At 61.6% G+C, this 24,396-nt stretch carries 20 protein-coding genes and 2 tRNA genes; 13 read left to right on the top strand and 9 right to left on the bottom strand.

All coding sequences use genetic code 11. From position 1 onward, the window contains the following. Positions 1–19: 19 nt before the first annotated feature. Complete coding sequence (locus tag I6L36_RS05740; RefSeq protein ID WP_010674121.1) at positions 20–415, bottom strand: hypothetical protein; 396 nt, start codon at positions 413–415, stop codon at positions 20–22. A gap of 536 nt (positions 416–951) precedes the next feature. Between I6L36_RS05740 and I6L36_RS05735 the strand changes: the two genes are divergently transcribed. Then, positions 952–2,727, top strand: a complete 1,776-nt coding sequence (locus tag I6L36_RS05735; protein ID WP_042017328.1) for an autotransporter assembly complex family protein — start codon at positions 952–954, stop codon at positions 2,725–2,727. A gap of 76 nt (positions 2,728–2,803) precedes the next feature. Then, positions 2,804–6,577 (top strand): translocation/assembly module TamB domain-containing protein, encoded by a 3,774-nt coding sequence (locus I6L36_RS05730; RefSeq protein WP_109112935.1) that lies wholly within the window; start codon positions 2,804–2,806, stop codon positions 6,575–6,577. A gap of 206 nt (positions 6,578–6,783) precedes the next feature. Here the strand turns inward: I6L36_RS05730 and I6L36_RS05725 are convergent. Then, positions 6,784–6,868 (bottom strand) — tRNA-Tyr (locus tag I6L36_RS05725). 31 nt (positions 6,869–6,899) lie between these two features. Next, positions 6,900–6,984 (bottom strand) — tRNA-Tyr (locus tag I6L36_RS05720). A gap of 126 nt (positions 6,985–7,110) precedes the next feature. Here I6L36_RS05720 and I6L36_RS05715 point away from each other — a divergent pair. Next, a complete protein-coding gene (locus I6L36_RS05715) occupies positions 7,111–7,623 on the top strand; it encodes a VC2046/SO_2500 family protein (RefSeq protein WP_103259821.1) in 513 nt (170 codons plus the stop codon). Between the two features lie 63 nt (positions 7,624–7,686). Here the strand turns inward: I6L36_RS05715 and raiA are convergent, their stop codons facing one another. Further along, positions 7,687–8,019, bottom strand: a complete 333-nt coding sequence (raiA, locus tag I6L36_RS05710) for a ribosome-associated translation inhibitor RaiA (protein ID WP_010674126.1) — start codon at positions 8,017–8,019, stop codon at positions 7,687–7,689. 392 nt (positions 8,020–8,411) lie between these two features. Between raiA and I6L36_RS05705 the strand changes: the two genes are divergently transcribed. The 5 genes from I6L36_RS05705 to yciA all read left to right on the top strand — a co-directional run bounded on the left by I6L36_RS05705 (position 8,412) and on the right by yciA (position 15,706). Then, complete coding sequence (locus tag I6L36_RS05705) at positions 8,412–10,931, top strand: bifunctional diguanylate cyclase/phosphodiesterase (protein WP_216987048.1); 2,520 nt, start codon at positions 8,412–8,414, stop codon at positions 10,929–10,931. A gap of 83 nt (positions 10,932–11,014) precedes the next feature. Continuing rightward, the gene (locus I6L36_RS05700) at positions 11,015–12,931 is read left to right on the top strand and encodes a transglycosylase SLT domain-containing protein (protein ID WP_109112292.1); all 1,917 of its coding nucleotides are present in this window, start codon (positions 11,015–11,017) and stop codon (positions 12,929–12,931) included. Positions 12,932–13,109: 178 nt separating this feature from the next. Next, a complete protein-coding gene (locus tag I6L36_RS05695) occupies positions 13,110–14,108 on the top strand; it encodes a LacI family DNA-binding transcriptional regulator (protein WP_039038828.1) in 999 nt (332 codons plus the stop codon). A 247-nt stretch (positions 14,109–14,355) separates the two neighbouring features. Next, complete coding sequence (locus tag I6L36_RS05690) at positions 14,356–15,168, top strand: NAD-dependent epimerase/dehydratase family protein (RefSeq protein WP_041212723.1); 813 nt, start codon at positions 14,356–14,358, stop codon at positions 15,166–15,168. 139 nt (positions 15,169–15,307) lie between these two features. Then, positions 15,308–15,706 (top strand): acyl-CoA thioester hydrolase YciA, encoded by a 399-nt coding sequence (gene yciA, locus I6L36_RS05685; RefSeq protein ID WP_029314261.1) that lies wholly within the window; start codon positions 15,308–15,310, stop codon positions 15,704–15,706. Between the two features lie 6 nt (positions 15,707–15,712). On the opposite strand, the gene I6L36_RS05680 is transcribed toward yciA, so the two are convergent. After that, on the bottom strand, positions 15,713–15,937 hold the full coding sequence (locus tag I6L36_RS05680) for a hypothetical protein (RefSeq protein ID WP_010674132.1): 225 nt from the start codon (positions 15,935–15,937) through the stop codon (positions 15,713–15,715). A gap of 111 nt (positions 15,938–16,048) precedes the next feature. On the opposite strand from I6L36_RS05680, the gene I6L36_RS05675 reads away from it, so the two are divergent. Next, positions 16,049–16,894 carry an endonuclease/exonuclease/phosphatase family protein gene (locus I6L36_RS05675; protein ID WP_109112290.1) on the top strand — a complete coding sequence of 282 codons (846 nt, stop codon included), beginning with the start codon at positions 16,049–16,051 and terminating at the stop codon, positions 16,892–16,894. Positions 16,895–16,989: 95 nt separating this feature from the next. Here I6L36_RS05675 and I6L36_RS05670 read toward each other — a convergent pair whose 3' ends face one another. Beyond that, a complete protein-coding gene (locus tag I6L36_RS05670) occupies positions 16,990–18,312 on the bottom strand; it encodes a LysM peptidoglycan-binding domain-containing protein (protein ID WP_223302529.1) in 1,323 nt (440 codons plus the stop codon). Between I6L36_RS05670 and I6L36_RS21920 the strand changes: the two genes are divergently transcribed. Then, complete coding sequence (locus tag I6L36_RS21920) at positions 18,241–18,513, top strand: hypothetical protein (RefSeq protein ID WP_010674135.1); 273 nt, start codon at positions 18,241–18,243, stop codon at positions 18,511–18,513. The two genes, I6L36_RS05670 and I6L36_RS21920, sit on opposite strands and share 72 nt — an antisense overlap. 87 nt (positions 18,514–18,600) lie before the next feature. On the opposite strand, the gene gloB is transcribed toward I6L36_RS21920, so the two are convergent. Continuing rightward, positions 18,601–19,365, bottom strand: a complete 765-nt coding sequence (gene gloB, locus I6L36_RS05665) for a hydroxyacylglutathione hydrolase (protein ID WP_109112289.1) — start codon at positions 19,363–19,365, stop codon at positions 18,601–18,603. 79 nt (positions 19,366–19,444) lie between these two features. On the opposite strand from gloB, the gene I6L36_RS05660 reads away from it, so the two are divergent. Next, entirely contained in the window at positions 19,445–20,167 is a 723-nt protein-coding gene (locus I6L36_RS05660) for a class I SAM-dependent methyltransferase (protein ID WP_010674137.1), read from the top strand. A 6-nt stretch (positions 20,168–20,173) separates the two neighbouring features. Here the strand turns inward: I6L36_RS05660 and rnhA are convergent, their stop codons facing one another. Continuing rightward, positions 20,174–20,638, bottom strand: coding sequence for a ribonuclease HI (rnhA, locus tag I6L36_RS05655; RefSeq protein WP_010674138.1), 465 nt, complete (start codon positions 20,636–20,638; stop codon positions 20,174–20,176). Between the two features lie 75 nt (positions 20,639–20,713). Here rnhA and dnaQ point away from each other — a divergent pair, with 75 nt between their 5' ends. Beyond that, positions 20,714–21,448, top strand: a complete 735-nt coding sequence (dnaQ, locus tag I6L36_RS05650; protein ID WP_041212726.1) for a DNA polymerase III subunit epsilon — start codon at positions 20,714–20,716, stop codon at positions 21,446–21,448. Beyond that, positions 21,445–22,686, top strand: a complete 1,242-nt coding sequence (locus I6L36_RS05645) for a TIGR03503 family protein (protein ID WP_109112288.1) — start codon at positions 21,445–21,447, stop codon at positions 22,684–22,686. The genes dnaQ and I6L36_RS05645 overlap by 4 nt, the downstream gene beginning before the upstream one ends. Before the next feature lie 75 nt (positions 22,687–22,761). Here the strand turns inward: I6L36_RS05645 and I6L36_RS05640 are convergent, their stop codons facing one another. Beyond that, complete coding sequence (locus tag I6L36_RS05640; protein ID WP_039038835.1) at positions 22,762–24,279, bottom strand: HD domain-containing phosphohydrolase; 1,518 nt, start codon at positions 24,277–24,279, stop codon at positions 22,762–22,764. Positions 24,280–24,396 lie beyond the last annotated feature (117 nt).

The raw sequence follows: 24,396 nt of genomic DNA, 5'->3' as shown, positions 1-24,396 counted from the left end.
CTGCAATTGCGCCTCCGCGTCAGCCCCTCGGGCGCGAGACCCGGCTCCGGGGGCCGGTGGCCAGGGGGACCCTGGCCCGGGATTGCCAGAGGATCTCCAGCCCCAGCAGGGCATAGAGGCTCCAGATGGCCAGGGGGTTGAGCCAGTTGCCCCCCATCTGCAGGGTGGCCAGAGCTGCGCTCACCAGCAGCAGGACTATGCCGGGCAGGCGCCAGTGGACAGGCAGGGGGGCGAGCAGGGCCATGCCCAGCAGCAGGGCCAGGCCAAAGGGCAGATTGAGCGCGGTGAAGGCGAGGGCCTGCTGACCGTTCATGCCGGTCAGCAGGGCCAGCAGGGCGCTGCAGCAGGCCAGGAAGGTGATGAACTCGAGTCGGTCGGCGATGTAGTCAGCCAGTTGTTCGCTACGTAGGTGCATGGGGTCTCTCCTGCGATGATTGGGATCAGTGTGGGACAGGCAGGAGCGCAGGGGCAGCGGGATAAATCGATTGAATTGAACGAAGCTTTAGTGCCATCTATTCAAGTGATTGATTTAAACTTATTTTCCTGTTCAATAGCAGGCAGGGCGGGGAAGAGGGCATTGAGCAAGTCGAGGGGGACGGGTTGACGAAACCCGCCGGATGCGGGGTGTCCGACAAGGGTTGTCGCGACGAGCCGGACCCTGCTGCCAGCCCAAGGGCGCCGGGGGAGATCCGGCGTGGCGGGGCAGGTGGTGGCGTTTTGTTCGCCCCTTGCCCGGATTGTGCGCAGTTTGGCTCCTCACACCCGGCTGGCTCCTTGCAGGGCCGAAGCGATCCCCGCACCGGGGGCGGCAGAGCGGCACGCAAAGGGGCCCCGAGCGTGGGATTTCGCCGTCGCGATTATGCTAGGATGAGCGGCACTCGCCCGGGATGAGTCTCGGTATCGTACTAAATAACACAATCTTTAAATCATGTTATTCGGGGAAAATGACGTTTGACAGGATGCTATCCTACTTTTCTCACCGGGAGCACTTCATCCGGGCGATCCCGTCGCCCCGGGCCCGGTCTCTTGCTGCTCGCCCTCGCTCTCTGGCTGATGGCGATGCCCGCCATGGCGGCCAAGTTGACCTACCAGATCAAGGGGGTCAGGGGAGAGCAGAAAGACAACGTCGAGGCCTACCTCAACGCCCTGCCCGTCTATCAGGAACGCCAGTACCGCCCCGCCCGCGCCAAGATCACCGAGAGCGTACAGAAGGCGCTGCAGGTCTATGGCTACTACCAGCCCAAGATCACCCTGAACCGCGACAAGAAGACGCCCGCCAAGGTGGTGATCGAGATTGAGCGGGGGGAACCCGTGATCATCTCGCGCCTCGACATCCTGCTGGAAGGGGATGCGGGGAGCGACGAGGTGTACAGCGAGCTGCTGGACAAGCTGCCCCTGAAGGAGGGAGATCCCCTCAACCACGGCAAATATGAATCCATCAAGGCGGATCTCGGCAGTCTGGGGCTGGCCCGCGGCTATTTTGACGCCAAGATCAGCAAGAGCCAGGTCAAGGTTTTCCCGGAACAGGGCAAGGCGGAGATCTACATCCTGTTTCGCTCTGGCCCGCGTTACCATTTCGGCGAGATCCGCTATGACGCGACGCCGGAGGCACTGCACCTGATCCGCCCGCTCATCAACATCAAGAGCGGCGACCCCTATCTGGCGATCCGTCTGGCGGAGATGTCCCAGGATGTCTCCTCCACCAAGCTGTTCAAGCAGGTGGACATCAAACCCCTGATCAGCCAGGCCGAGGGCAACCGGGTGCCGGTGCAGGTGACCCTCTCCAACCGGGTCGATCACGAGATTGAGACCGGTATCGGTTATGCCACGGACGTGGGGCCGCGCCTGAGTGCCACCTGGGAGAAACCCTGGGTGAACCGCTATGGTCACCGCCTCTCCAGCACCGCCAAGATCTCGGCGCCGGAAGCGGAGCTCAGCTTCGACTACCAGATCCCGGTGGGCAACCCGCTGCGGGATTACTACTCCCTGCAGGCGGGCTATCAATACACCGACAACAACGATACCCGCTCCGATCTGGCCACCTTCGGGGTGCACCGCTGGACACGCCGACCGGAGAGCTGGGACAGAGACGTCTTTGTGCGCCTGGAGAACGAGCGCTACGTCCAGGGTCAGGACGAGGGGAACAGCCTGCTGCTGATCCCCGGCGTCTCCTGGTCACGGCTGCGGGTGCGCGGCGGTCTGGTGCCGGATTGGGGGGATCGCCAGCAACTGACGATGGAGTTCTCGAGCCCCTATTGGGGGTCCGACATCAGCTTCATGCGGGTGTGGGGGCGCAGCAAGTGGCTGCGCACCCTGGGCGAAGATCACCGTTTCCTGATGCGGGCCGAACAGGGGGCCATCGTCGGGGATGATTTCTCCCTGGTCCCCCCCTCCCTGCGCTTCTTCACCGGCGGCGATCAGACGGTCCGGGGCTACGGTTACGAGACCATTTCGCCACGGGGGGACGATGGCAAGCTGACCGGCGGACGCTACGCCAGCGTCGGCAGCCTGGAGTACAACTACCGCTTCAGCGAGAAGTGGCTCGGTGCCCTGTTCGTGGACGCCGGGACCGCCACCGTCGACTACAGCGAGGCCTGGAAGATAGGCACCGGGGTCGGGGTGCGCTGGGTCACCCCCATCGGTCAGGTCAGGCTCGATCTGGCGGTGGGCATCTCCGAGGAGGACAAGCCGCTGCGGCTGCACTTCGCACTGGGGCCGGAACTATGACCCGGCAACCAGGCGCATATCCTCTTCTTTCTCTTTTCTGGCCGCTGCGGCTGCTTTCCTTGCAGGGGTCTGCATCGTGATCTGGGTAAAACGCATTTTCTTGTGGCTCATGGGCCTCTTCTTCCTGCTGCTCATCGGCGTCAGCCTGCTGGGCTTCACCCATCAGGGCAACAAGTGGCTGTGGCAACAGGCCAGAGCCGCGCTGCCCTCCCTCAAGGGGGAGCTGGTGGCGGGGCAACTCGGGTATGGCTGGACCTTCGAAGGGGTTGGCTGGCAGGACGAGCTGGTGGATGTCACCGTGGAGCGGGCCGTGCTGGACTGGGATCTGGGCAAGCTCCTGCAGGGCAAGCTCTGGATAAAGTCCCTGGCGGTGACTCGCCCCGTGGTCCGGGTGGCGGAGTCCGAGCCGGTGCCGGAAGAGCCGTCGGAGCCCTTCGTCTGGCATCCGTTGCCGCTCAAAATCCAGGTCGACAGCCTCAAGGTTGCCGATCTCGATGTGGCGGTGCCCGGCGTGACGATCACCCTCAAGGATCTGGACATTGGCGCCGCCCTGGATCGCGCCGGGCTCATCGTGCGCGGCCCCGTGCTCGATGGCCTGAACGTGGTGGTGGCACCGTCCCCGGCGGAGGCTGCCAGTGACAAGGGTGCCAAACCGGCGGATGAGAAAAGCGCCACCCTGGCGGCCGGCGAGCGCAAGGCTGTCCCCGGTGACAAGACGCAGGCCGCAAGCAAGCCCGAGCCCATGGTGCTGCCGGCGGTGCGACTGCCTTTCCCCATCCAGCTGGAGGGGCTGAAAGCCACGGCGTTCCGTTATCAGCAAGGTGAGCTGGTGGAGGGGCTTGACAACCTGTTGCTGTCGGCCACCGCCGAGGAGGAGCGCATCGACATCCGGGAGCTCTCCTTGCGCCATGCCATGGCGGATCTGGCCTTGAGTGGTCAGGTGCGCCTGCACGAGGATTACCCCCTCACCCTGACTCTGGATGCCAAGGCGCGTCAAGGGCTGCTGGACGGGGAGCTCAAGGGGGAGCAGGTCAATCTCGTCCTGGACGGTTCTGTGGGCAAGCTTGGGCTGGCACTCAAGGCCAAGGGGCCGGTGGGCGCCAATCTCAAAGGATCCCTCGCGGCCCTCGACCCGGATCTGCCCTTCGATCTGGCGCTGGACTGGAAGAGCCTCTCCTGGCCCCTGCACAAGCCTGCCAAGGATGAGCCCAGCTATCGGCTGGACAAGGGCACCCTGAGCGCCAAGGGCAAGCTCTCCGGTTACCAGTTTGCGCTCAACACCGCCGGCAAGGGGACCGATGTGCCCCCCTTCAAGGTGGCGCTCTCGGGCAAGGGGGATCTCAACCAGCTGAGCCGTATCGAGCTGCTGCTGGGGGCCCTCAAGGGGGAGCTCAAGCTCGATGGCAAGCTGGCCTGGAGCAAGGGGGTCCAGTGGCAGGGGACGACCGAATTCAAGGGGATCAACCCGGCGGAGCTGGTGCCCGAGATCAAGGGGGCACTGGCGGGCAAGATCACCAGTCGCTTCGATCTGGATGAGGCGGGCCACTGGCAGCTGGCCCTGCCCGAGCTCAAGGTGGATGGCAAGCTCAACCAGTATCCCCTGGCCTTGCAGGGCAGGCTCAGCGGCAACGACAAGATGGAGTGGACCATCCCGGCCCTGGCGCTGCAAAGCGGCCCAAACCGGCTGCAGGCCAAAGGCTCGCTCACGACCCAGGCCTGGAAGCTGGATGCGGATCTGGATGCGCCCAAGCTTGGGGGTATCTACCCGGGTCTGGGAGGGGACATCAAGGGCCAGGTGCGCGTCACCGGCAACCAGCAGGCGCCGCGCGTGAATGCCGATCTGGTGTCGGGCCGACTCGCCTACGCGGGCACCGTCCTCAAGGAGACCGTCATCAAGGCCAACGCCCTGGTCGGGGAGAAGCCCGCCGGTGAGGTGGCGGTGACGGTGGCGAGCCTGGCGCAGGGGGAGACCAAGCTCTCGCAAATCGCCCTGAACCTGAGCGGCGATCTCGAGCGCCACGGGCTCACCTTGACCATGAAGGGGGATCCCCTGGCGGCAGACCTCAGCCTGAATGGCAGCCTGCGCGGTGACCGCTGGCGTGGCGCCCTTGCCGAGCTGAAGCTCAAGACCCCCCTCAAGCGCTGGGCGCTGGCCGCCCCCTGGTCTCTGGACCTGGATCTGCCGAAACAGCAGCTGACCATGGGGGATCTCTGCCTCGCGTCCCAGAAGGCCAGTCTCTGCGTCAAGGGGAGCCGGATAGCCCAGTCCCAGGGCAATCTGGAATTTGCCCTGAACGAATTTGATCTCAAGCGGCTGCGCCCCTGGTTGCCGGACAATTTCCGCTGGCAGGCGGTGCTGTCGGCCGACGGGCGCGCCAGCTGGCGCGGCAACCAGCCGACCCTGCACGCCACCGTGCGCACCACGCCTGGGACCTTCGTCGCCGACGAACTCAAGACCGATTACCAGCGTCTCGAGCTCGGGATCGACTTCGAGCGCCAGCAGGCCGCCATCCGGGTCGATTTCGCCTCCGAGCAGATAGGCAACATCGACACCGATCTGCTGATCCGGGATCCCGCCGGCCGCGGCAACCTCGGCGGTCAACTCAGGTTTGACGATCTGAAGCTGGCGACCTTTGCGCCCCTCATTCCCGAAGTGCGCTCCCTGCAAGGGGTCATCTCGGCGGATGCCCGCTTCGACGGTACCCTGGCTGCCCCCCTGCTGTATGGCGAGCTGAACCTGAAGGAGGGGGAGGTTCAGACCCACTCCGACATGGTGACCCTCTCCAAGCTGGTAACCCGCCTCAAGATAGAAGGCAACCGGGCCGAACTCGACGGCTCCATGATGGTGGGCAAGGGCCCCCTGGTGCTGGGGGGCTGGCTGAGCTGGGCCCAGCAGCCGGTGACCGGCAGCCTCACCATTCAGGGCAAGGAGCTGGAAGCCCAGTACCCGGGCATGGGCCGGGTCAGGGTGACCCCTGACATCGCCATCTCTCTCGGGGAGGAGACCAGGGTGACCGGGCAGGTGGACATCCCCTGGTCGCGCATCCTGGTCAAGAGCCTGCCAGACAGCGCGGTAGCGGTCTCCGATGACGTCACCGTCATCTACGACGATCTGCCGCCGGTCCCCAAGGCGGCACCGCTGCCCATGGAGATCAGGCTCGCCATCCGGCTCGGGGACGACGTCCGCCTTGAAGCCATGGGACTCAAGACCAAGGTGGGAGGGGCCCTCAACATTCGCCAGGATCCCTCCAAGCCGCTCTCGGGCAACGGGCAACTGGAGCTCAGGGACGGGCGCTTCAAGGCCTATGGCCAGAACCTCATCCTCAAGGAGGGGCGGATCCTCTTCTCCGGCCCCATCGATCAGCCCTATCTCAACATCGAGACCTATCGGGATCCGGACACCATCGAGGACAACGTGACCGTCGGGGTGCGGGTGACGGGGCCGGCTGCCAAGCCGAAGATCACCGTCTATTCCGAGCCGCAGATGGCGCAGTCCGAACAGCTCTCCTATCTGTTGCGGGGCAAGGGATTGCAGACCAGCGGCGAGGATGGCGGCTTCAACGGCCTGCTGGTGGCGGGGGCCGTGAGCCAGGCGAGCGGCGTGGTCTCCAGCATCGGGGAGTCCCTCGGCATGAGCGACGTGGCCCTCGATACTGCTGGCAGTGGCGATGACACCCAGGTGACCCTGTCGGCCTACCTGCTGCCCGGCTTGCAGTTCCAGTACGGGGTCGGGGTGTTCAGCCCCATCGCCGAATTCAAGCTGCGCTACGAGCTGATGCCAAGGCTCTATCTGCAGGCCATGAGCGGGGTGGCCCAGGCGGTGGATATCTTCTATCGCTTCACCCTGTAAGGGGCGCGGATGACAAGACAGATGCCTGGGGAGACGTTTATCCCCCTCTGCCCGACCTGCTGATGACAGCTGTCTCCAGCAGGTTCGGGGTGAGAGCGTGCATATATTGACGGGAGGCCTGGCCTCCCGTTTTTTTGTAGAGAAGAAGGGGATTTGTGGAAGGCAGAAAAGCGAAAACCCGGCACAAGGCCGGGCTTTCTGAAAGATGGTGGAGGGAGAAGGATTCGAACCTTCGAAGGCAGAGCCGTCAGATTTACAGTCTGATCCCTTTGGCCGCTCGGGAACCCCTCCACGGGGCATGACCTGATTGTGCGCACTTGAATGGTGGAGGGAGAAGGATTCGAACCTTCGAAGGCAGAGCCGTCAGATTTACAGTCTGATCCCTTTGGCCGCTCGGGAACCCCTCCCCAAGTGCGAGGCGCATACTAACAGATCTGTCGCGCTTGTGAACCCCTCTGCCGGGATTTTTAATGCTTAAAGGATCGGGTTGATGGCCGATAAGCAATGAAACCTTCATTTCCAAGATTTATCTCATGCTGCCCAGTGCGATTCGTGACCGCTTGCTCGTGGATGAGGCCCAGTTGGGCCAACGGCTCAACCAGGATCTCCGTGCGGGGGACCGTGCCGACTTCAGGCTGCACCTGGCGCTGCTGACCGATGCGGTAGAAGAGCAGCCCTGGTTTGATGCCCCGCCCAAGCCTGCGTCGGATGAGCTGGATTGGCGCTCCCGTTTCGGTCTGATGCCCCGGGCGTCCCTGCAAGGCGGGGTGGAAGAGAGCGATGCCACCAGCCTCAACGAGCGTCTGCAACAGGGCGGGTGCATGACGGATGTGAGACTCTGGCTGGCGCTGCGCTCTCCGCCACTGGTGAGCCGAACGCCCGCGCTGGATCCCGCGGTGTACGACAACCTCTCGGCACTGGGTCGCGAGCGCTGGCAGGCCCGACCTATGGGCGCTGACCCCAGGGAGGAGGCTCCGCTGATGATGCTGCCGCTGCTCGATGAGCTTGCGCAAGGGGTGGATGCCAGGCTGCGCTGGCTGGGGTGACGGCACGGTAGAATGCAAAAAGGCGGGATGACCCGCCTTTTGCTTTATGAGTGGTGAACCTTGTCAGGCGTCTGCTTCGTCCGGTTGGGGCACTTCCTTGCCGGCGGCACGACGGGCGATGGGTTTTTCCGTGTGACGGTTGAGCTGGCGTTCCAGCTTCTGGCCCAGGTCCGTGATGGCAGCATAGAGATCCTCGTGCTCTGCCTGCGCAAACAGTTTGCCGTTGGGAATGCCGATAGTGGCTTCGACGATATACATCAAACGCTCTTTGGAGATGATCACATGGGGTGTGATAAGAGGCACCTGAAGACGCTCGAGCTTTTCAAAACGGGATTCAATGCGCTCGCGGATGGCTGGGGTGATGTCGATGATTTTACTGGTCATTTCGATTTTCATAATGGCCCCCTTCGGGTCGTCTTGCTTGTGTCTTCACCTCCAGATTACCCATGTCGCCAAATCAAAATGTGATCTGTGTCACGAAAAATCCCCTTGGGAATCCCGCTGTCCATAAATTGTGAGCTTTTCCCGTTTCATGCCAAAAACCGCTTGAGCTCAGTGAAACAGGCAGGCAGTATCAGCAAATAGGATCGTTTCTGTCCCCCCTCGGCAGCGCCTTGTGTCGACCCGATGTTTGGTTTTTGCCGCATAGTCTCGAATTTTCTCCACCCACATCGCCTCATCGCATCGCAAAATCATTGCCATGCGCCGGTGGAGATATGCGCGCAAACGGATATGCTTTTCTGCAGGAGTCGGGGTGGATAACGTGGTTGTAGTGGTTGGAGTCGTAGATGAAGCAGCAAGCCACCCAGATGATGTGGTTTTATGATCGGCAGCATGGGCAATGGAGCCTGTCTGATCATGTCTCTTGTGAACCCTGGGCAGGGGAGGGAACCCACCCCTGGGCCACCCAACTTGAGCGGGAAGATGAAGCGGGTTTCGCCGATTTTCTTGCAAGACTCCACGATTCCGGCCAGCCTGGCCAGTTCATCGGTCACCTGCGCGATGAGGACGGCAAGGTACACCATGCGCTCTGGTACGGTCAGTATGTGCCTGCACAGGGGCTCTGTTGTGGCTGGCTTGCCCCCCTCGAAATGATGCATCGCGAGATGGATCGCGCCGATTCCCCCGCAGGCGTGACACCGCCGCTTCCCATGTTGCAGGCCCCCTTGCTGGCCAAGCTGGCGCAGGCGCTCTCCGCCAAGACGGGGCTCGATTTTTGCCAGACCCTGGTCAACGAGCTGGCCCATATCCTGGGAGCCACTGCCGTCTGGCTGACGGAGCGGGTCGGTCTCGACAGGCTCAGGGTGCTGGCGAGCCACGGCATCGACGTCAAGGAGTATGCTCTCTGTGACATGCCCTGCCAGCAGCTCTATCGCCAGGGGCCCTCCAGCGCGGTCCCCGTGAGTGAACCCCTGACCGGGTATCCTGACCTGCCCCCGGGCCAGCACTATTACGCCCAGCCGCTGCTCGATCGCAACGGTCAGATCCTGGGTCATCTCGCCCTGCTGTTCCCGAGCCAGACCCGGACCACGGATCTGGACTCCGTCCTGACCATCTTCTCGGTGCGCATGGTGGCCGAGCTGGAGCGCCTGCAGAGCGATGCCCTGATGCGGCTGTCTGCTGTGGCCTTTGAAACTCACGAAGGGATCATCATCACGGATCCCGAGTTCAAGATCCTGCGGGTCAATTACGCCTTCATCCAGATCACCGGCTTTGACAACCAGGGGGTGATTGGTCTGCATCTTGGTAACGATCTCTGGTCGGGGTTGGGAGGGCTGGGTTACGAGCTCAACGCCCTGGATCGCTGGCAGGGGGAAACCCTGCGCCTGCACGCCGACGGTCACGCCTATCCCCAGTGGGAGATCGTCACGCCGGTGCAGGATGAGAAGGGGGGGATCAGCCACTATGTCATCTTCTTCGAGGATATTTCCGAGCGCAAGGCGGCGGAGCGCCGCATTCAGGATCTCGCCTTCTATGACGAGCTGACCGGCCTGCCCAATCGCCGTCAGCTGCACGAAACCCTGACCCAGGCGTTCACCGATGCAAATCGCAGTCACCTCATCGGGGCCCTGCTGTTCATCGATCTCGACCACTTCAAGACCATCAATGATTCCCTGGGTCACGCCACCGGCGACTGGCTGCTCAAGGAGGTGGCCAGCCGTCTCAAGCGGCTGGTGCGCCAGGGGGATTGTCTGGCCCGTCTCGGCGGCGACGAGTTCGTGTTGTTGCTGCCAGCGCTCTCCATCAGCCCGCCCCAGGCGGAGATGCAGGCCGATCTCATCGCGGAGCGGCTGATCGGGGAGATCGCCGCCCCCTATGATTTCAGAGGCCAGGTGCTGCACATCGGCGCCAGTGTCGGCATCACCCTCTTCCCCGGTCGGGAGCAGGAGGCGGGGGATCTGCTCAAGCAGGCTGACACCGCCATGTATCAGGCGAAATCGGCGGGCCGCAAGACCCGGCGCTTCTTTGATGCCTCCATGCAGTTGCAGGCCGACCGGCGTCTGCACATTCACAACGAGCTGCGCAGTGCCCTCGACAATGGGGAGCTGACTCTCCACTACCAGCCCCAGCACATGGTGGCGGAGGGAGAGATCATCGGTGTCGAGGCGCTGATCCGCTGGCAACCCCCCGGGCGTGCCCTGGTGTCGCCTGCCGAGTTCATCCCCATTGCCGAGGAGACGGATCTCATTGTCGACATCGGCAACTGGGTATTGCACGAAGCCTGTACCCAGTACGTCTCCTGGGAGGAGAACGGGATCCACGTCCCCCAGCTCTCGGTCAACGTGAGCGCCAAACAGTTCCATGCTCCCGACTTTGTCGATCGCATTCACGATGTGCTGGCGGCCACCGGCATGGATCCCGCCTGCCTCAACCTGGAGATCACCGAGTCGGTGGTGCTGGGTCATGCGGAAGACACCATCAGCAAGATGGCGGAACTCAAGACCCTGGGCATCAGCTTTGCCATCGACGACTTCGGGGCGGGGTACTCTTCCCTGAGCTACCTCAAGCGGCTGCCGGCTGACGAACTCAAGATCGACCGCTCTTTCATCCAGGACATTCCCAAGGATGGTGACAACATGGCTATCGTCGAGGCCGTGATCGCCATGGCCCGCCACATGGGGTTCAACGTGACGGCGGAGGGGGTGGAGTCCCGCCAGCAACTGGAGTTTCTGCAGGCGCAGGGCTGCCATTTCTTCCAGGGATACCTCGCCTCCAAGCCGCTCCCTGTTCCCTACCTTGAACGCTATGTCAGCCGCCAGGTACGCGGTGATCGCCCCGTCTGCACCGATAAAAATAGTGTGGCGTAGCCCCCGTGCTTAGCGGGTAGAATGAAGGTATGTCACCACCGCCCTTTGGCGGTGGTTATGCCTTCAAGGGGAGAATGCCATTCGTGAAAGTCGTGCAGGGAATCATCTTGTCTGCGCTCTGGATGCCGGGGCTGTTGGCTCCTACCTTCGCGCAGACCATGGAGCAGTCTCTCTATCGCCAGGCCCATGAGGCCGTGCGTGCCAATGATCAGGTCAAATTCAGCCAGCTTCGGGCACGCCTGATCCACTATCCACTGCTGCCCTATCTGGATTACTACCAGCTTGCGTTCCGTCCCGGAGCGGCAGACTACAACGATGTGACCCGCTTCATCCGCCAGCACGGGGACACCCCCCAGTCCAACCGGCTCGAGCGCAGCTATCTCACCTATCTTGCCCAGAGCCAGCAGTGGTCCCAGTTCCTGCGCTTCTATCCGGCCAAGCCAAGCTCCACCGATCTGCTCTGTCAGCACTATCAGGCCCGCTACTACACGGGGCACCAGAGTGAAGCCCTGCAGGAGGCAGGCAAGCTCTGGTTAAGCGGTCAATCCAGGCCTGATGCCTGCGATCCCCTGTTCCAGCTCTGGCAGCAGGCGGGTCTGCGCACTCAGGAGAAGATCTGGGAGCGCATGAACCTGGCTTTCGAGGCCCAGAACCCCAACCTCATTCGCCACCTCGGGGCCCAGCTCGGCAGCGGCATGAAGGGGTATGGCGATCAGATGATCGCCCTGTATGACCAACCCGTGCGGGCGATGAATCCGGCCAACTTCACGGCGGCGCCCCCGTCGCGGCATCTGCTCTCCCTGGGGCTGGCCCGCTACGCCAACCAGGAGCCCGACGCGGTTCTGCGCCAGCTGGGGGAGATGACCCGTCGCTTCGGCCTGAACCATGCCGAGGTGAGTCGGGTGGAGAAGGCGGCCGCCCGCCGCCTGTTACTGGACCGCTCTTCTGACCAGCGCGCCTGGCTGGATACGGCCCTGGTGCGGCTCAAGGATCCGGAGCTGGTGGAGCTGCGGGCCCGTCTTGCCATCTGGGAGCAGGATTGGCACGGTCTCGAAGGCTGGGTCAAGCGGATGCCCATGGGGCTGCAAAAAGAGGATCGCTGGCGTTACTGGATGGCGCGCTCGCTGGAGAAACAGGGGCGGCAGAAACCGGCGCGGGACCTCTATCTCGAGACTGCGAACCTGCGCGGCTTCTACGGCTTCATGGCGGCCCAGCGCACCGGTGTGCCCTATCGCATGAAGAACCAGAGCGTGGCGCACAAGGTGCCGGACTGGCAAAGTGCCAGCCGCCGCTGGCCCTTCCTGCTGCGGGTGCGTGAACTGCTGGCGATGAACGAGATCACGGCGGCCCGCTCTGAGTGGATCCACAACATGGATCGCAACAGCGTGGCCCAGCGCCTGGAGTTTGGCCACATCGCCCTCAACCAGGGCTGGCACGAGCTGGCGATCCTCTCCAGCATCCGTGCCGAGGCCTGGGATGCGCTGGACCTGCGCTTCCCACTGCCCCTCAAGCGCACCTTCTCCCAGATGGCACAAGAGCGCACCATGAACACCAGTCTGCTCTACGCCATCTCCCGTCAGGAGAGCGCACTCTATCCCCTGGCCCAGTCACCGGTCGGGGCGAGGGGGTTGATGCAGCTGATGCCTGCCACCGCGAAAGAGACGGCCGGCAAGCTTGGGGTGCCCTATCGCAACGAGCAGCAACTGTTCGACCCGGCCATGAACATTCGTCTTGGCAGCGCCTACCTCAAGCGCCTGCTGGATGTGTATGACGGCAACCGGATCCTTGCGGCGGCGGCTTACAATGCGGGTCCTGGCCGGGTCAAGCGCTGGCGCGAGCAGAGCGACAACAAGCCGATGGATGTCTGGGTGGAGAGCATCCCCTATCGGGAGACGCGCAACTATGTCCAGAACGTGCTCTCTTTCGATCTCATCTATCAACACAAGCTGCAGCAGCCTTTGCGTTTTATGTCGGAACGCGAGCTGAATCACGCCTATTGAGTTCGGGGGGCAGTCGTTGTGGCGGCGGCCTCCCATTCTTGCCCCAAAATGGTTATCATCCCTTAAGCTTTGTTACAAAAGGAAACCTGCCAGGTGATCGGGCGCCGCGTCTTGGTCTGTCAGGTTCGATACAATGCCCGATAATCACTGACAGGCTTTTCCAACAAAGGAATCGAGAGTGGCAACGATCAAAGATGTGTCTCAGCTGGCGAATGTCTCCATTTCGACAGTGTCTCGAGTGATCAACAACACGGCGCAGGTGGCGCCCGAGAAGCGCGAGGCTGTCCTCGCGGCCATGAAGGAGCTCAGCTTTCGTCCAAACAGCTTCGCCCAGGCCCTGGTGAGCAAGCGCTCCAACTGTATCGGTGTGCTGGTGGGGGATCTGTGTGGCGGCCCCTTCTTCGCCCAGATGATGCGCGGCATCGAAAGCATGGTCGACAAGGCGAACAAGTTCACCATCGTGGTGTCCGGCAACCACGACGCGACCCGTGAGCGGCACGCCATCCAGGCGCTGCTGCAGCGCCAGTGTGATGCCCTTATCCTTCACAGCAAGGCGCTGCCTGACGAAGAGCTCAGCGAGCTGGCGTCGGGCACGACCCCCATCGTCTTCATCAACCGTCAGGTGCCAGGCTGCGAGGATCGCTGCGTCTGGCTGGACAACCAGGCCGGCATCACCACGGCTTGCCAGCATCTGCTGGACGCGGGACATCGCAAGATTGCCTTCGTCACCTCCGATGACGAGGAGTTTGTGGATGGTCAGCAGCGGATGGCCGGCTATCGCTTCGCCCTGCAACGGGCAGGTATCGAGCTGGATCCTGCCCTCATCGGCCGTGCCTATGCCGACGAAAAAGGTGGCTATGTGGCCATGAGCGAGCTGCTGGCGCGCGGCGTCGAGTTCAGCGCTGTGCTGGGTTTCAACGATGCCATGGTGGCGGGGGCCATCTCCTGTCTGCTGGAGCGGGGTTACAAAATACCCCAGCAGGTCTCTGTGGTCGGTTTTGATGACATCCCCTATGCCCGATACATCTATCCCAAGCTCACCACGGTACGTTACCCCATCGAGGAGATGGGAGAGCGGGCCGCTGAGCTGGCCCTGAGGCTGCTGGATCACAAGCCGGTAGAGGGGCTGGCGCTCAAATTCGAAGCCGAACTGGTACGGCGGGAATCTGTGGCCTGAGTCATGAAGTTGGCCCCGTGCGGGTCGACTTTTTTGCAAAACAGTGAAAGCGCTTTCAGAAATCCTTTTCAACTGTGATCCGCTTCAAAGCTTTTTGACCGCGCTGCCACTAGGATAGGCCCACGAATTAGGAGCGTGCGCTCCCGATTTTCCCGCTGTGGGAGGTAACCGGTTAGTCCGGCTATTTCCTTCGTTACTTTCGACGGTCATCATTGGATGGCCGTTTTTTTTTTGTCAGGATCCGGGTATGACGAACGAATTTGAGTATCAGACGGGTATCGTGGGCGCCGGCTGGCTGGGGTTGCCCCTGGTCAGGGCATTGCAAGAGCAGGGGCAATCTATCGCGGTGACGGTCAGTACGGCCGAAAAGGCTGAACGGCTGCGGGGGGAGGGTATTGCCGCCTGGCCGCTGTTGCTCACCCCTGACATGGGGCCACTGCCTTTTCGTTGTCATGACCTAGTGATCTGCGTGCCCCCCAGCAAGACCGGTGATTACCCGGCGTCCGTGGCCAGCCTGTGTCGACAGGCGAGGGAGGCGGGTGTTCAGAGGGTTCTGTTTATCAGCGCGACTTCGGTCTGGGGGGCCGGACAGGGGGAGGATGATACGCCCGCTCCAGCCCATGACAGAGGCTTGCGGATGCGGGCGGCCGAGCTTGCCGTGCTGGAAGGGCATGTTGACTGCGCCATGATCTTGCGCCCGGCCGGACTCTATGGTCCTGACCGTCACCCCGGCCGTTTTCTGGCGGGCAAGACGCTGGCCGGGGGAGGCCAGGCTGTGAACCTGGTGCATCTGGACGACGTGGTGGCCGCCTGTGAGCTGATGCTGGCCCGGGGGCAGGATGGGGATGCCTACAATCTGAGTGCCCCCGTTCACCCACGCCGGGAGCAGCTCTACCCCTTCGCGAGCCGCCTGCTCGGGCTGGTGCCGCCGCAGTTCGTCGAGCCGGCGGGGGAGTTTGCTCCCATCGAAGGTCAGCGCATCTGCCAGCAGCTTGGTTTCGTCTATCGCTGGCCGGATCCGGCCCACTGGTTTGCGGACGGTGCGGCCTTGAAGGGCTGAACGGGTCGTCGCCATCCGGGCCCCGGAGTCGGTCATCTGGCGTGCAAACCAGATACGGCGCGCGCTCCGGGACAATTGAGGTTTGCCAAGGGGGGGATCGCCCCCTATCATGCCGCCATCCATGATAAAGAGAGCGGTAATGATGGAAGAGACCAAGCGCCACCCCGATGGGGAGCTGTTGCTGAGAACCCTGGCAATGCCAGCCGATACCAACCCCAATGGCGATATCTTCGGCGGGTGGATCATGTCCCAGATGGATATAGGTGGGGGCATCATGGCCAAGGAGCTGGCAAAAGGGCGCATCTGTACCGTCTCGGTGGAGGGGATGACCTTCCACAGCCCGGTCAAGGTGGGTGACGTGGTGTGCTGTTACGGTCGCTGCCTCAAGATTGGTCGCAGCTCCATGCGACTCAAACTGGAGGTCTGGGTCAAGCCGGTATTGCGGGAGAACGAAGCCCAGCGGTACTGCGTGACCGAGGGCGTCTTCACCTATGTGGCCATCGACGATCAGGGCAAATCTCGCCCCGTGCCGGTCTGAGTCTGCTCAGATGAGCCGGGCATTGATGATGGATATTTCCTGCTCAAGCCCGGTTTTTTGCCGTATCATGCGCTCCAGCATCTCTTCCGACCCCACGCACTGCCGGGTGTCGAACAGACAGAGATCACATTGGGGATCCCGCCTGATTTGATAGACGGTGGAAAGCTCCACTTGATGACAGGTTCCCTGTTGATCGTAAAATGTCACGCGGTACTGGTGCTGTCTCGCCATCGTTGAACTCCTTCTGGATGAGTCGGGCCGGACACGAATAATGAGACTAGTCGGCGACCGTGGCCTGTGTGAGGGCCATGTCGTCTTGCAGAGGCAGGTGATTGTTAGCCAATGAAAAATAGTTATCGGATTCTGGGAACGTCCCTGCTGACGTTGGGGCTGGTCGGTTGCTTCGAGGTACCGGATCAAGATCATCTGGTGACTGCGGCAGGTATCATACCTGGCGCAAGCTGTGACAGACCGCCTCTGGTGGCGCTCGCCTCCACGGCCTTGCCGAGGGAGTTTGGCATCACCGTCTGGAACCTCTACAAGGGACAACGCAAGAACTGGCGGGAAGGGCTGGATGAGTATGCCAAGTCCCAGGATCTGGTGCTGCTGCAAGAGTCGGCGACCCGGCCCGAGATGCTGGACTGGCTGAAGAGAGGCGATTTCCAGTGGCAGCAGTTGCAGGCCTTCACCCAGGGAGGTGTCTCCTTTGGCGTGATGACGGTGGCGAAAACGCCGCAGGCGTTTGTCTGTGGCATCCGTTCCCCCGAACCCTTGCTGCGCATCCCCAAGTCAGGTCTGGTCAGTCTCTATCCCTTGCAAGGGGATCCTGACGGCGTGCTGGTGGTGAATCTCCATGCGGTCAATTTCGAGCTGGGCATGGCGACCTTTCGCGAGCAGCTCAACGATCTGACTGCGTTGATCCATCGCCACCAGGGGCCGGTCATCCTGGGTGGCGATTTCAACACCTGGAGCGACAAGCGCGCGTTCTGGTTGAACAAGCTGGTGGGCGAGCTTGGCCTGCAGGAGGCCATACCTGTGCCTGATCTGCGTCGCACCGCTTTTGGCCGCCCGCTGGATCACCTCTACTATCGCAATCTGGATCTGGTGGAGGTGAGTTCACCGGCTACCGATGCCTCTGACCACAACCCCATTCTGGCGCGCTTTGCGGCCCAGGCTATCACTCCCTGAGTCATCCCTCAGGGGAGAGCGGAGTCGCCGCTGGTTCATGCAGACAAAAAAATACCCCGCATCAAGCGGGGTATTTTTTGGATTGCGACGAGCGATCAGCTGTTGTTCTTCACGAACAGGGTCAACTCCTGACCCGGCTTGAGATAGTCACTCTTGCCGAGCTGGTTCCAGCGCATCACATCGTTGACGGCGACCTGGAAGCGGGCTGCGATGGAGGAGAGGGAATCACCGCGGCGCACCTGATAGACCATGGACTTGTTGCTGCTCTTGCCCTGCTTGGGCCAGACCACCAGCTTCATGCCAGGCTTGAGGGCCGACTTGGCGTTCAGGCCGTTCCACTTGGCCAGGTCGGCGTGGGTGACCCCGTGTGCCTGGCTGATGCTCCACAGGTTGTCACCGGAGCGCACCTGATAGTTCACCTTGCCACCACTGCGGCTGGCGAGCTGCTGCGGCTTGCTCTGGGCAACCTGGGTTGCGCGCCCGCCATTGGGGATGATCAGGCTCTGGCCACGGCGCAGGTTGTTGCCGCGCATGTTGTTGGCCAGCTTGAGCTGTTGCACGGTCACCCCGTGATTCTGGGCGATCCGTGACAGCGTATCACCACTGGTGACCTGATAGGAGCGCACACCACGGGTACGTTCACGCTGGGGCAGATCGGCCAGGGCCAGCTCCAGGGTATCGGCGTACTCGACGGGGACCAGCAGGTTGTAAGGGCCCTGTGGCGAGGTCATGCCACGCTTGAGCGCAGGATTGAGCGCCTTGAGCTGGGAGGCGGAAACGCCAGCCAGCTGGGCGGCCACGTTCAAATCAATCTGACCACCGGTATTAATGGTTCTCAATTGCGGCTTGTTGGCCAGCACCGGCAGGGTGACATTGTATTTGTCCGCATTGCGGATCATGTCGGCCATGGCCAGGATCTTGGGCACATACATCCGGGTTTCGCGGGGCAGGTCCAGCGACCAGTAGTCGGTCGGACGACCAGCCCGTTCGTTGCGGGTGATGGCGTTGCGCACCCGACCTTCACCGGCATTGTAAGCGGCCAGGGTCTGCAGCCAGTCACCGTCGAAGAACCGGTTCAGGTACTCCAGGTAATCCAGTGCGGCATTGGTGGATGCCAGGACATCGCGTCGACCGTCGTACCAGTTGTCGTGGCGCAGGCCGAAATTCTTGCCGGTTGCAGGAACGAACTGCCAAAGACCGACCGCATTGCTGCGAGAGCGGGCATTGGGATCGAACATGCTCTCGATCATGGGGATGGTAATAAGCTCCATTGGCAGCTCACGCCGTTCGATTTCCTCTACCATCAGATACAGGTAGGGCTCAGCCCGGCTGGCAATGGTCGCCATATGCTTATCATTGCGCAACAACCAATCACGCTGTTGGCGAACCCGGGCATTATCGTGCGAGTCCAGCTGCATATCATCGCTGATACGCACCCACAGGTTATCAGTGTCATCCAGCTCTTCTATCTGTTCGTCGCCGAACAGCATCCGCGAAGAGTGTTTTTTGTACGTTTTCTTGCTGACTTGGGGGGATTTGATCGGCTCGATTGCCGTTACCGCCCGGTCATCCTGATGGCTCAGGTTTTGACAGCCGCTGAGAAACAGCGCTGCCAATAAGGCCGTTCGTAGCTTCATCTCGCTCAGGTCATCTGTGGAAAAACAGCTCGCATCATAAGGGGCAATGCCCCCCTGATCAAGGTTTGTTCAAAAAACGTCCTTCCAGGCCCGCAGAACAGCGAAGGTATCCTCTGGATTTTCCAAGCATTTAAGGGCGTATTTCTCAGCAGAAAATTTTACCGAGTCCTGCTCGCAGCGCAGAAAAACATTGAAATTCCGCTCATCTCCCAGCCGGGAGGGGAGACTCGGGAGGCCCTGCTGACGCAGTTTGCTGATCACGCCGATCTGCCGCTGGATCGCCAGGTTGTCGGGCTCGACCGCATGGGCGAAACGCAGGTTGGAGAGGGTGTATTCATGGGCACAATAAAGGAGGGTCTCATCGGGCAGTGCCGCGAGCCGTTGCAGGGAAGTGTGCATCTGTGCCGGGGTCCCTTCGAACAGACGGCCGCAACCGGCGCTGAAGAGGGTATCGCCACAAAACAGCATGCCCTGGCCGTAATAGGCGATATGCCCCAGGGTATGACCGGGCACATGGAGGACATCCAGACTCAGGCCATGCCAGTTGATCTGATCCCCGTCGTCGAGCCACTGGCCATGATGGTCCGGCATGGGGTCATGCTTGGGACCATAGAGGCGAGCGTGGGGGAAGTGTTGCAGCAGCTCGGATACGCCCCCGACGTGATCGCGGTGGTGATGGGTCAGGAGGATGGCATCCAGCACCAGATCCAGCGCAGCCAGCCGTTCCAGCACGGGATCGGCCTCGCCTGGATCGACGACCAGGCAGTGATTTTCGTGACGGATCAACCAGATGTAGTTGTCGCTGAAGGCGGGAACTGTGATGACGGTATACATGGGTCGAGGTCTCTTGTGTTCTCTTTAGGGAAGGGATCTTATATAACTGGATGGCATTCGCCCCCGAGTTGGTCCCATTATGCAACTGGCACGTACCGAACAACAGATCGCGCTTCCGACCAGTTGGTCCGCACTGCCCATGGGGGACTGGGTGGCCGCCGAGCTTCAGGAGCGCCTCGACAACTGGTGCCCCCACCTCTTTGGCTATCACTTGCTCAAGATAGGTGCCCTGAGCGCCGAACTCTCCTGCGGCTGTTCCACCATTCGTCATCAAATCGGTGTCGCCCCCGGCGGACGGCTGCTGGACATCCAGGGGGATCCGCTCGCCTTGCCGGTGCGATCGGGGAGCGTGGATGCCTGCCTGCTGGCTCACTGCCTCGATTTCTCGCCGGATCCTCATCAGGTGCTGCGGGAGGCAGAACGGGTGCTGACCGACGATGGCTGGCTCATTGTCAGCGGTTACAACCCACTCAGCCTGGTGGGGCTGGGCCACTATCTGCCCTTCATGCGGCGGCATCTGCCTTGGTCTGCCCGCATGTTCACGCCCGCACGGGTGACCGACTGGCTGCAACTGCTCGGCTGCGAGGTGATGTTCGACGAGCGGTTCGGTTTCTCCTTCATGGGCAGACAGAGCAAGATCGGCTGGTGGCGGGAGAGTCTGGGGCGGGACTATTGCCGCTCCCTGGCGTCTGTTTACGTGATTGCCGCCCGCAAGCGGCGTTTCCCCGTGACACCGGTACGTCGCCGCTGGCGGCTGCCGGAGTCGATGGCTGCGCCAGGAATGGCGCGCCAGGGCGGCTAGCGGGCATCAGGGCTGGTAGCCGCTGTCTTCGGCAAGCTGCTTGCCGCTGGCGGCCTCACGGGCAAGCTCGTCACAGCGTTCGTTTTCCGGGTGGCCCGAGTGTCCTTTCACCCAGAGCCATTCGATCTGGTGACGGGCCACTTCCGCATCAAGGGCCTGCCAGAGATCGACGTTCTTGACCGGCTGACGGTTGGCGGTCATCCAGCCCTTCTTCTTCCAGCCGATGATCCATTGGGTGATCCCCTGGCGCACATACTGGCTGTCGGTGGTGAGCCGCACCTGGCAGGGTTCGTTCAGGGTCCGCAGCCCCATGATGGCAGCCATCAGCTCCATCCGGTTATTGGTGGTCAATCGAAAACCGGCGGAGATCTCCTTGCGATGCTTGCCATAGACCATGACGGCACCATAGCCGCCGGGGCCCGGGTTGCCTAAGCAGGAGCCATCCGTGAATAAATCAATCTGTTTCAACATGAGCAATCAATCTGTTTTAGCGAGAGGCTTGGGGTAAACTAGCGAGTAAAACCGAAGTTTGACATGGATTTGATCATGAGCACACCCCAACTGAATCGCCAGATCATTCTGGATACCGAAACCACCGGCATGAACACCGCGGGCGGCCCTGTCTATCTTGGGCACCGCATCATCGAGATCGGCTGTGTGGAGGTGATCAACCGCAAACTCACCGGCAACCATTTCCACGTCTACATCAAGCCGGATCGGCTGGTGGACCCCGAGGCCATCGCCGTGCACGGCATTACGGATGCCTTCCTGGCGGACAAGCCCTCTTTTAGCCAGATAGCGGACGATTTCATCGAGTTCATTCGCGGCGCCGAGCTCATCGCCCACAACGCCCCCTTTGACGTGAGCTTCATGGACTATGAGTTCAGCAAGCTCGGTCTGAACTTCAAGACGGCGGATATCTGCGGCATCACGGATACCCTGGCGATGGCGCGGGATCTCTTCCCGGGCAAGCGCAACAACCTGGACGTGTTGTGCGATCGCTACGGCATCGACAACTCTCACCGTACCCTGCACGGCGCCTTGCTCGATGCGGAGATCCTGGCGGACGTCTACCTCCTGATGACGGGTGGCCAGACCAAACTCAATCTGGCGAGCGAAACCAGCGAGAGCGAGACCAGCCAGGATACCGGCATTCGTCGTCTGGAGAGCAATCGCCCGCCGCTCAGGGTGGTTCGCGCGAGCGACGAGGTGGCGGCTGTCCATGAAGCGAGGCTGGATCTGGTACAGAAAAAAGGAGGTGCCTGCCTGTGGCGGCAATGAGATCGCTTTGGGGGCTGCTGCTGCTGGCCTCCCTCCCGGCCGCGGCCAACGAGGTGTTTGCGCCTTCCGACATTCCTCTGCTCGACAACCGCTTTCGCATCGATTACGGCGTGAAGGAGATCACCTTCATCATCAAGCGCAAGCCGGGGACGCCCTCGGTGATCCTGGTGCGACCCGATGGCAGCAAGCTCTATGTGGGCAAGGTCAAGCCGCCCGACGTGGGCTGGTTGCCCCTCAAGGATCAGGATCTCATCACCATCCGCGACCCCATGCCCGGCCCCTGGCAGGCGATCGGAGAGGTGGACCCCGACAATCGGGTGCGCCTGCTCACCGACATCCAGGTCGAGAGCGAGCCGCTGCCGGCCCGCCTCTATCAGGGTGAGCGGGTCAAACTGCAATCCCGTCTGCTGATCGATGGCGCGGCGCCTGGGGCGGGTTACTACCTCACCGATCTGGGCATGACCGTCAAGCTGCAGCAGTTCAACGGTGCCAGCCAGAGCGGCGATCCCGTGTTCGAGGAGACCCTGGGACGCTACATGGATGATGGCAAGGGGGTGGACGAAGTGCCGGGGGACGGTATCTTGACCGCCGAGGCGGTACTGGACGTCCCTGCGGGAAAATACCGAGCCCTCTTCAGCACCGGCAATGAGGTCTTCTCACGAGCCCAGTCACAGCAGGTGCTGCTCTACCCCTGGCCGGTCAGCTATTCCCTGAATCCCCCCTCCGGGGAGGGGGGAGCCAAGCTCTCTCTGGTCATCGATGTGGATGAACTGGATCCCGCCTCCGTGGTCATCCAGGGCAAGGCCATCGACGGCGGCGGCAGTAGCATGACGTTCAACGAGGTGGCGACAGCGCCGCGTTTTGGCGTGGATCTCTCCGCCCTCAAGGCGGCAGGGCAGTACAAGGTGGAGGCCACCCTCTTTGGAACAACCCGGCTCGGTCGCGAGGTGCAACTGCAATTGCCGGCCAAGTCGTTCACCATAGCACCGCCTCCCCCCCCCTCTGCGGCCATGCCCGTATCCGCCGCCACCCCCGACCGGTTCGAGGAGCGGGAGAGTCCGGTCTGGCTGCCCTGGGCGCTGGGGGGAAGTGGCGTGTTGCTGCTCTTGCTGGGGGCTGGTGGTTTCATTCTGCTGCAAAAGCGCCGCACTCTGCACAAGGCGATGGCGGCGCAGAAGGCGCAACTTGAAGAGACGCCAGCAACCCCCAGACTGGATCTCAATCTGCCGGAGCAATAATTCTGCGCACATTGCAAAGAAGCCGCCCAATGGGCGGCTTCTTCATGGTGGCAAGTGGATGGGGTGAACCCGATATCAGTGGGCGCCGATATAGATGTCTTTGTACTGTTCGCGAATATCGAGGAACTTCTCCAGATTGGCCAGCATCAGGTCCACCAGGAGGGGGTCGAAGTGCTCTCCTTTCTCCTCCTTGATCAGCGCCAGCACCTGATCCAGCGGCCAGGCCTGCTTGTAGCAACGATCCGAGCCCAGAGCATCGAACACATCCGCCAGGGCGACGATGCGTCCTTCCAGCGGAATGTCCTCTCCCTTCAACCCGCGGGGATAGCCGCTGCCATTCCACTTCTCGTGATGGTTGCCCGCGATGGTGGCGCCTATCTGGAACAGGGCCAGGTCACTGCCGGAGAGCATGTCCTGCCCAAGCTGGGCGTGGGTTTTCATGATCTCCCACTCCTCGGGAGTGAGTTTGCCCGGTTTGTGCAAGATGGCGTCCGGGATCCCCACCTTGCCGATGTCGTGCAGGGGAGAGGCCCGCTTGATGAGCTCGCACCTGTCCTCATTCATGCCGAGCAGCTTGCAGAACAGTTCGGTGTAGAGGGCCACCCGCTTGACGTGCAAGCCGGACTCCTTCGAGCGGCTCTCCACCAGTTCGCCGATGCGATAGATGATCTCTCGCTGGTTGTCACCGATCACCTCGTTGAGCCGGATATTCTCCAGCGCCACTATGATGTTTTCGGTGAACAGGCTCAGCAGCCCGGTATCCATCTGGCTGAGCGGGCGAGTGGTCTCGATGTGGAACAGCAGGTGATGACGGGCATTCTGGCAATAGAGCACCATCTGGTTGCCATCGTAGACATTGGCTCCCTTGGCCATGGCACAGCGCAGTATTTCCGGCGCATCGACGAGGCGCAGCATGGGACCATCGCTGAGCAGAGGCTCGAGCACCTGATCCCGCACCTCATACGCCAGGTGCTTCACATCGTAAATCTGGGACTCTTCCAGATTGAGCAGGGCGCTGAGCTGGGTCTGGGCTCCTTCGACGAACTGGCGCAGGGCACGCTGCTCGAAGATCCCCTTGGACGCCTCGATGACCTTCTCCAGCCCCTGTCGATTGCTCTCAAGGGTTCGGATGTCCCGGTAAGAACGCAGGCTGGCGCGCAACAGGGTGCGCAGTTTCTGGGAGGTAAGTTCGGTCTTGTCCTTGTAGTCGTTGATGTCGTAGTTGGTCACCACGTCATCTTCCGGGGCCTGGCCGGGCTGACCGGTTCGCAGCACGATGCGTACCATCTTGTTTTGCAGCTCGTCACGCACGAACTTGACCACCTCGAGACCGGCATGATCGACCTCCATGACGACGTCGAGCAGCAGCAGGGCGACATCCGGGGTGAGGGCGAGCAAGGCTTTGGCTTCAGCCGCAGAGTAGGCGTGCAGAAAATCGATCGGCTTGCCGTCGAATTCAAACTTGTTCAGGGTGATTTTGGTGATGCGATGCACTTCGGGTTCATCGTCCACTATCATCACCTTCCAGCCGGCGGGACGCGGTGCTGATTGGGGAAGATCTTCATCATCAATAATCAGGATTTGATCATCCATTATGCAATCCTGTGTGTGATCCTGTGCTTACCTTAACCGCTTCATTCAATATAGGAAACGGATTGATATCCAAAATATGATCCAGTCGGTTTCTCTTTCTTCGTATCGGATGCCATC

The organism is Aeromonas sp. FDAARGOS 1406, assembly GCF_019048565.1.
GTDB classification, from domain to species: Bacteria; Pseudomonadota; Gammaproteobacteria; order Enterobacterales; family Aeromonadaceae; genus Aeromonas; species Aeromonas caviae.
This window is presented reverse-complemented; position numbering and strand designations above follow the sequence as displayed.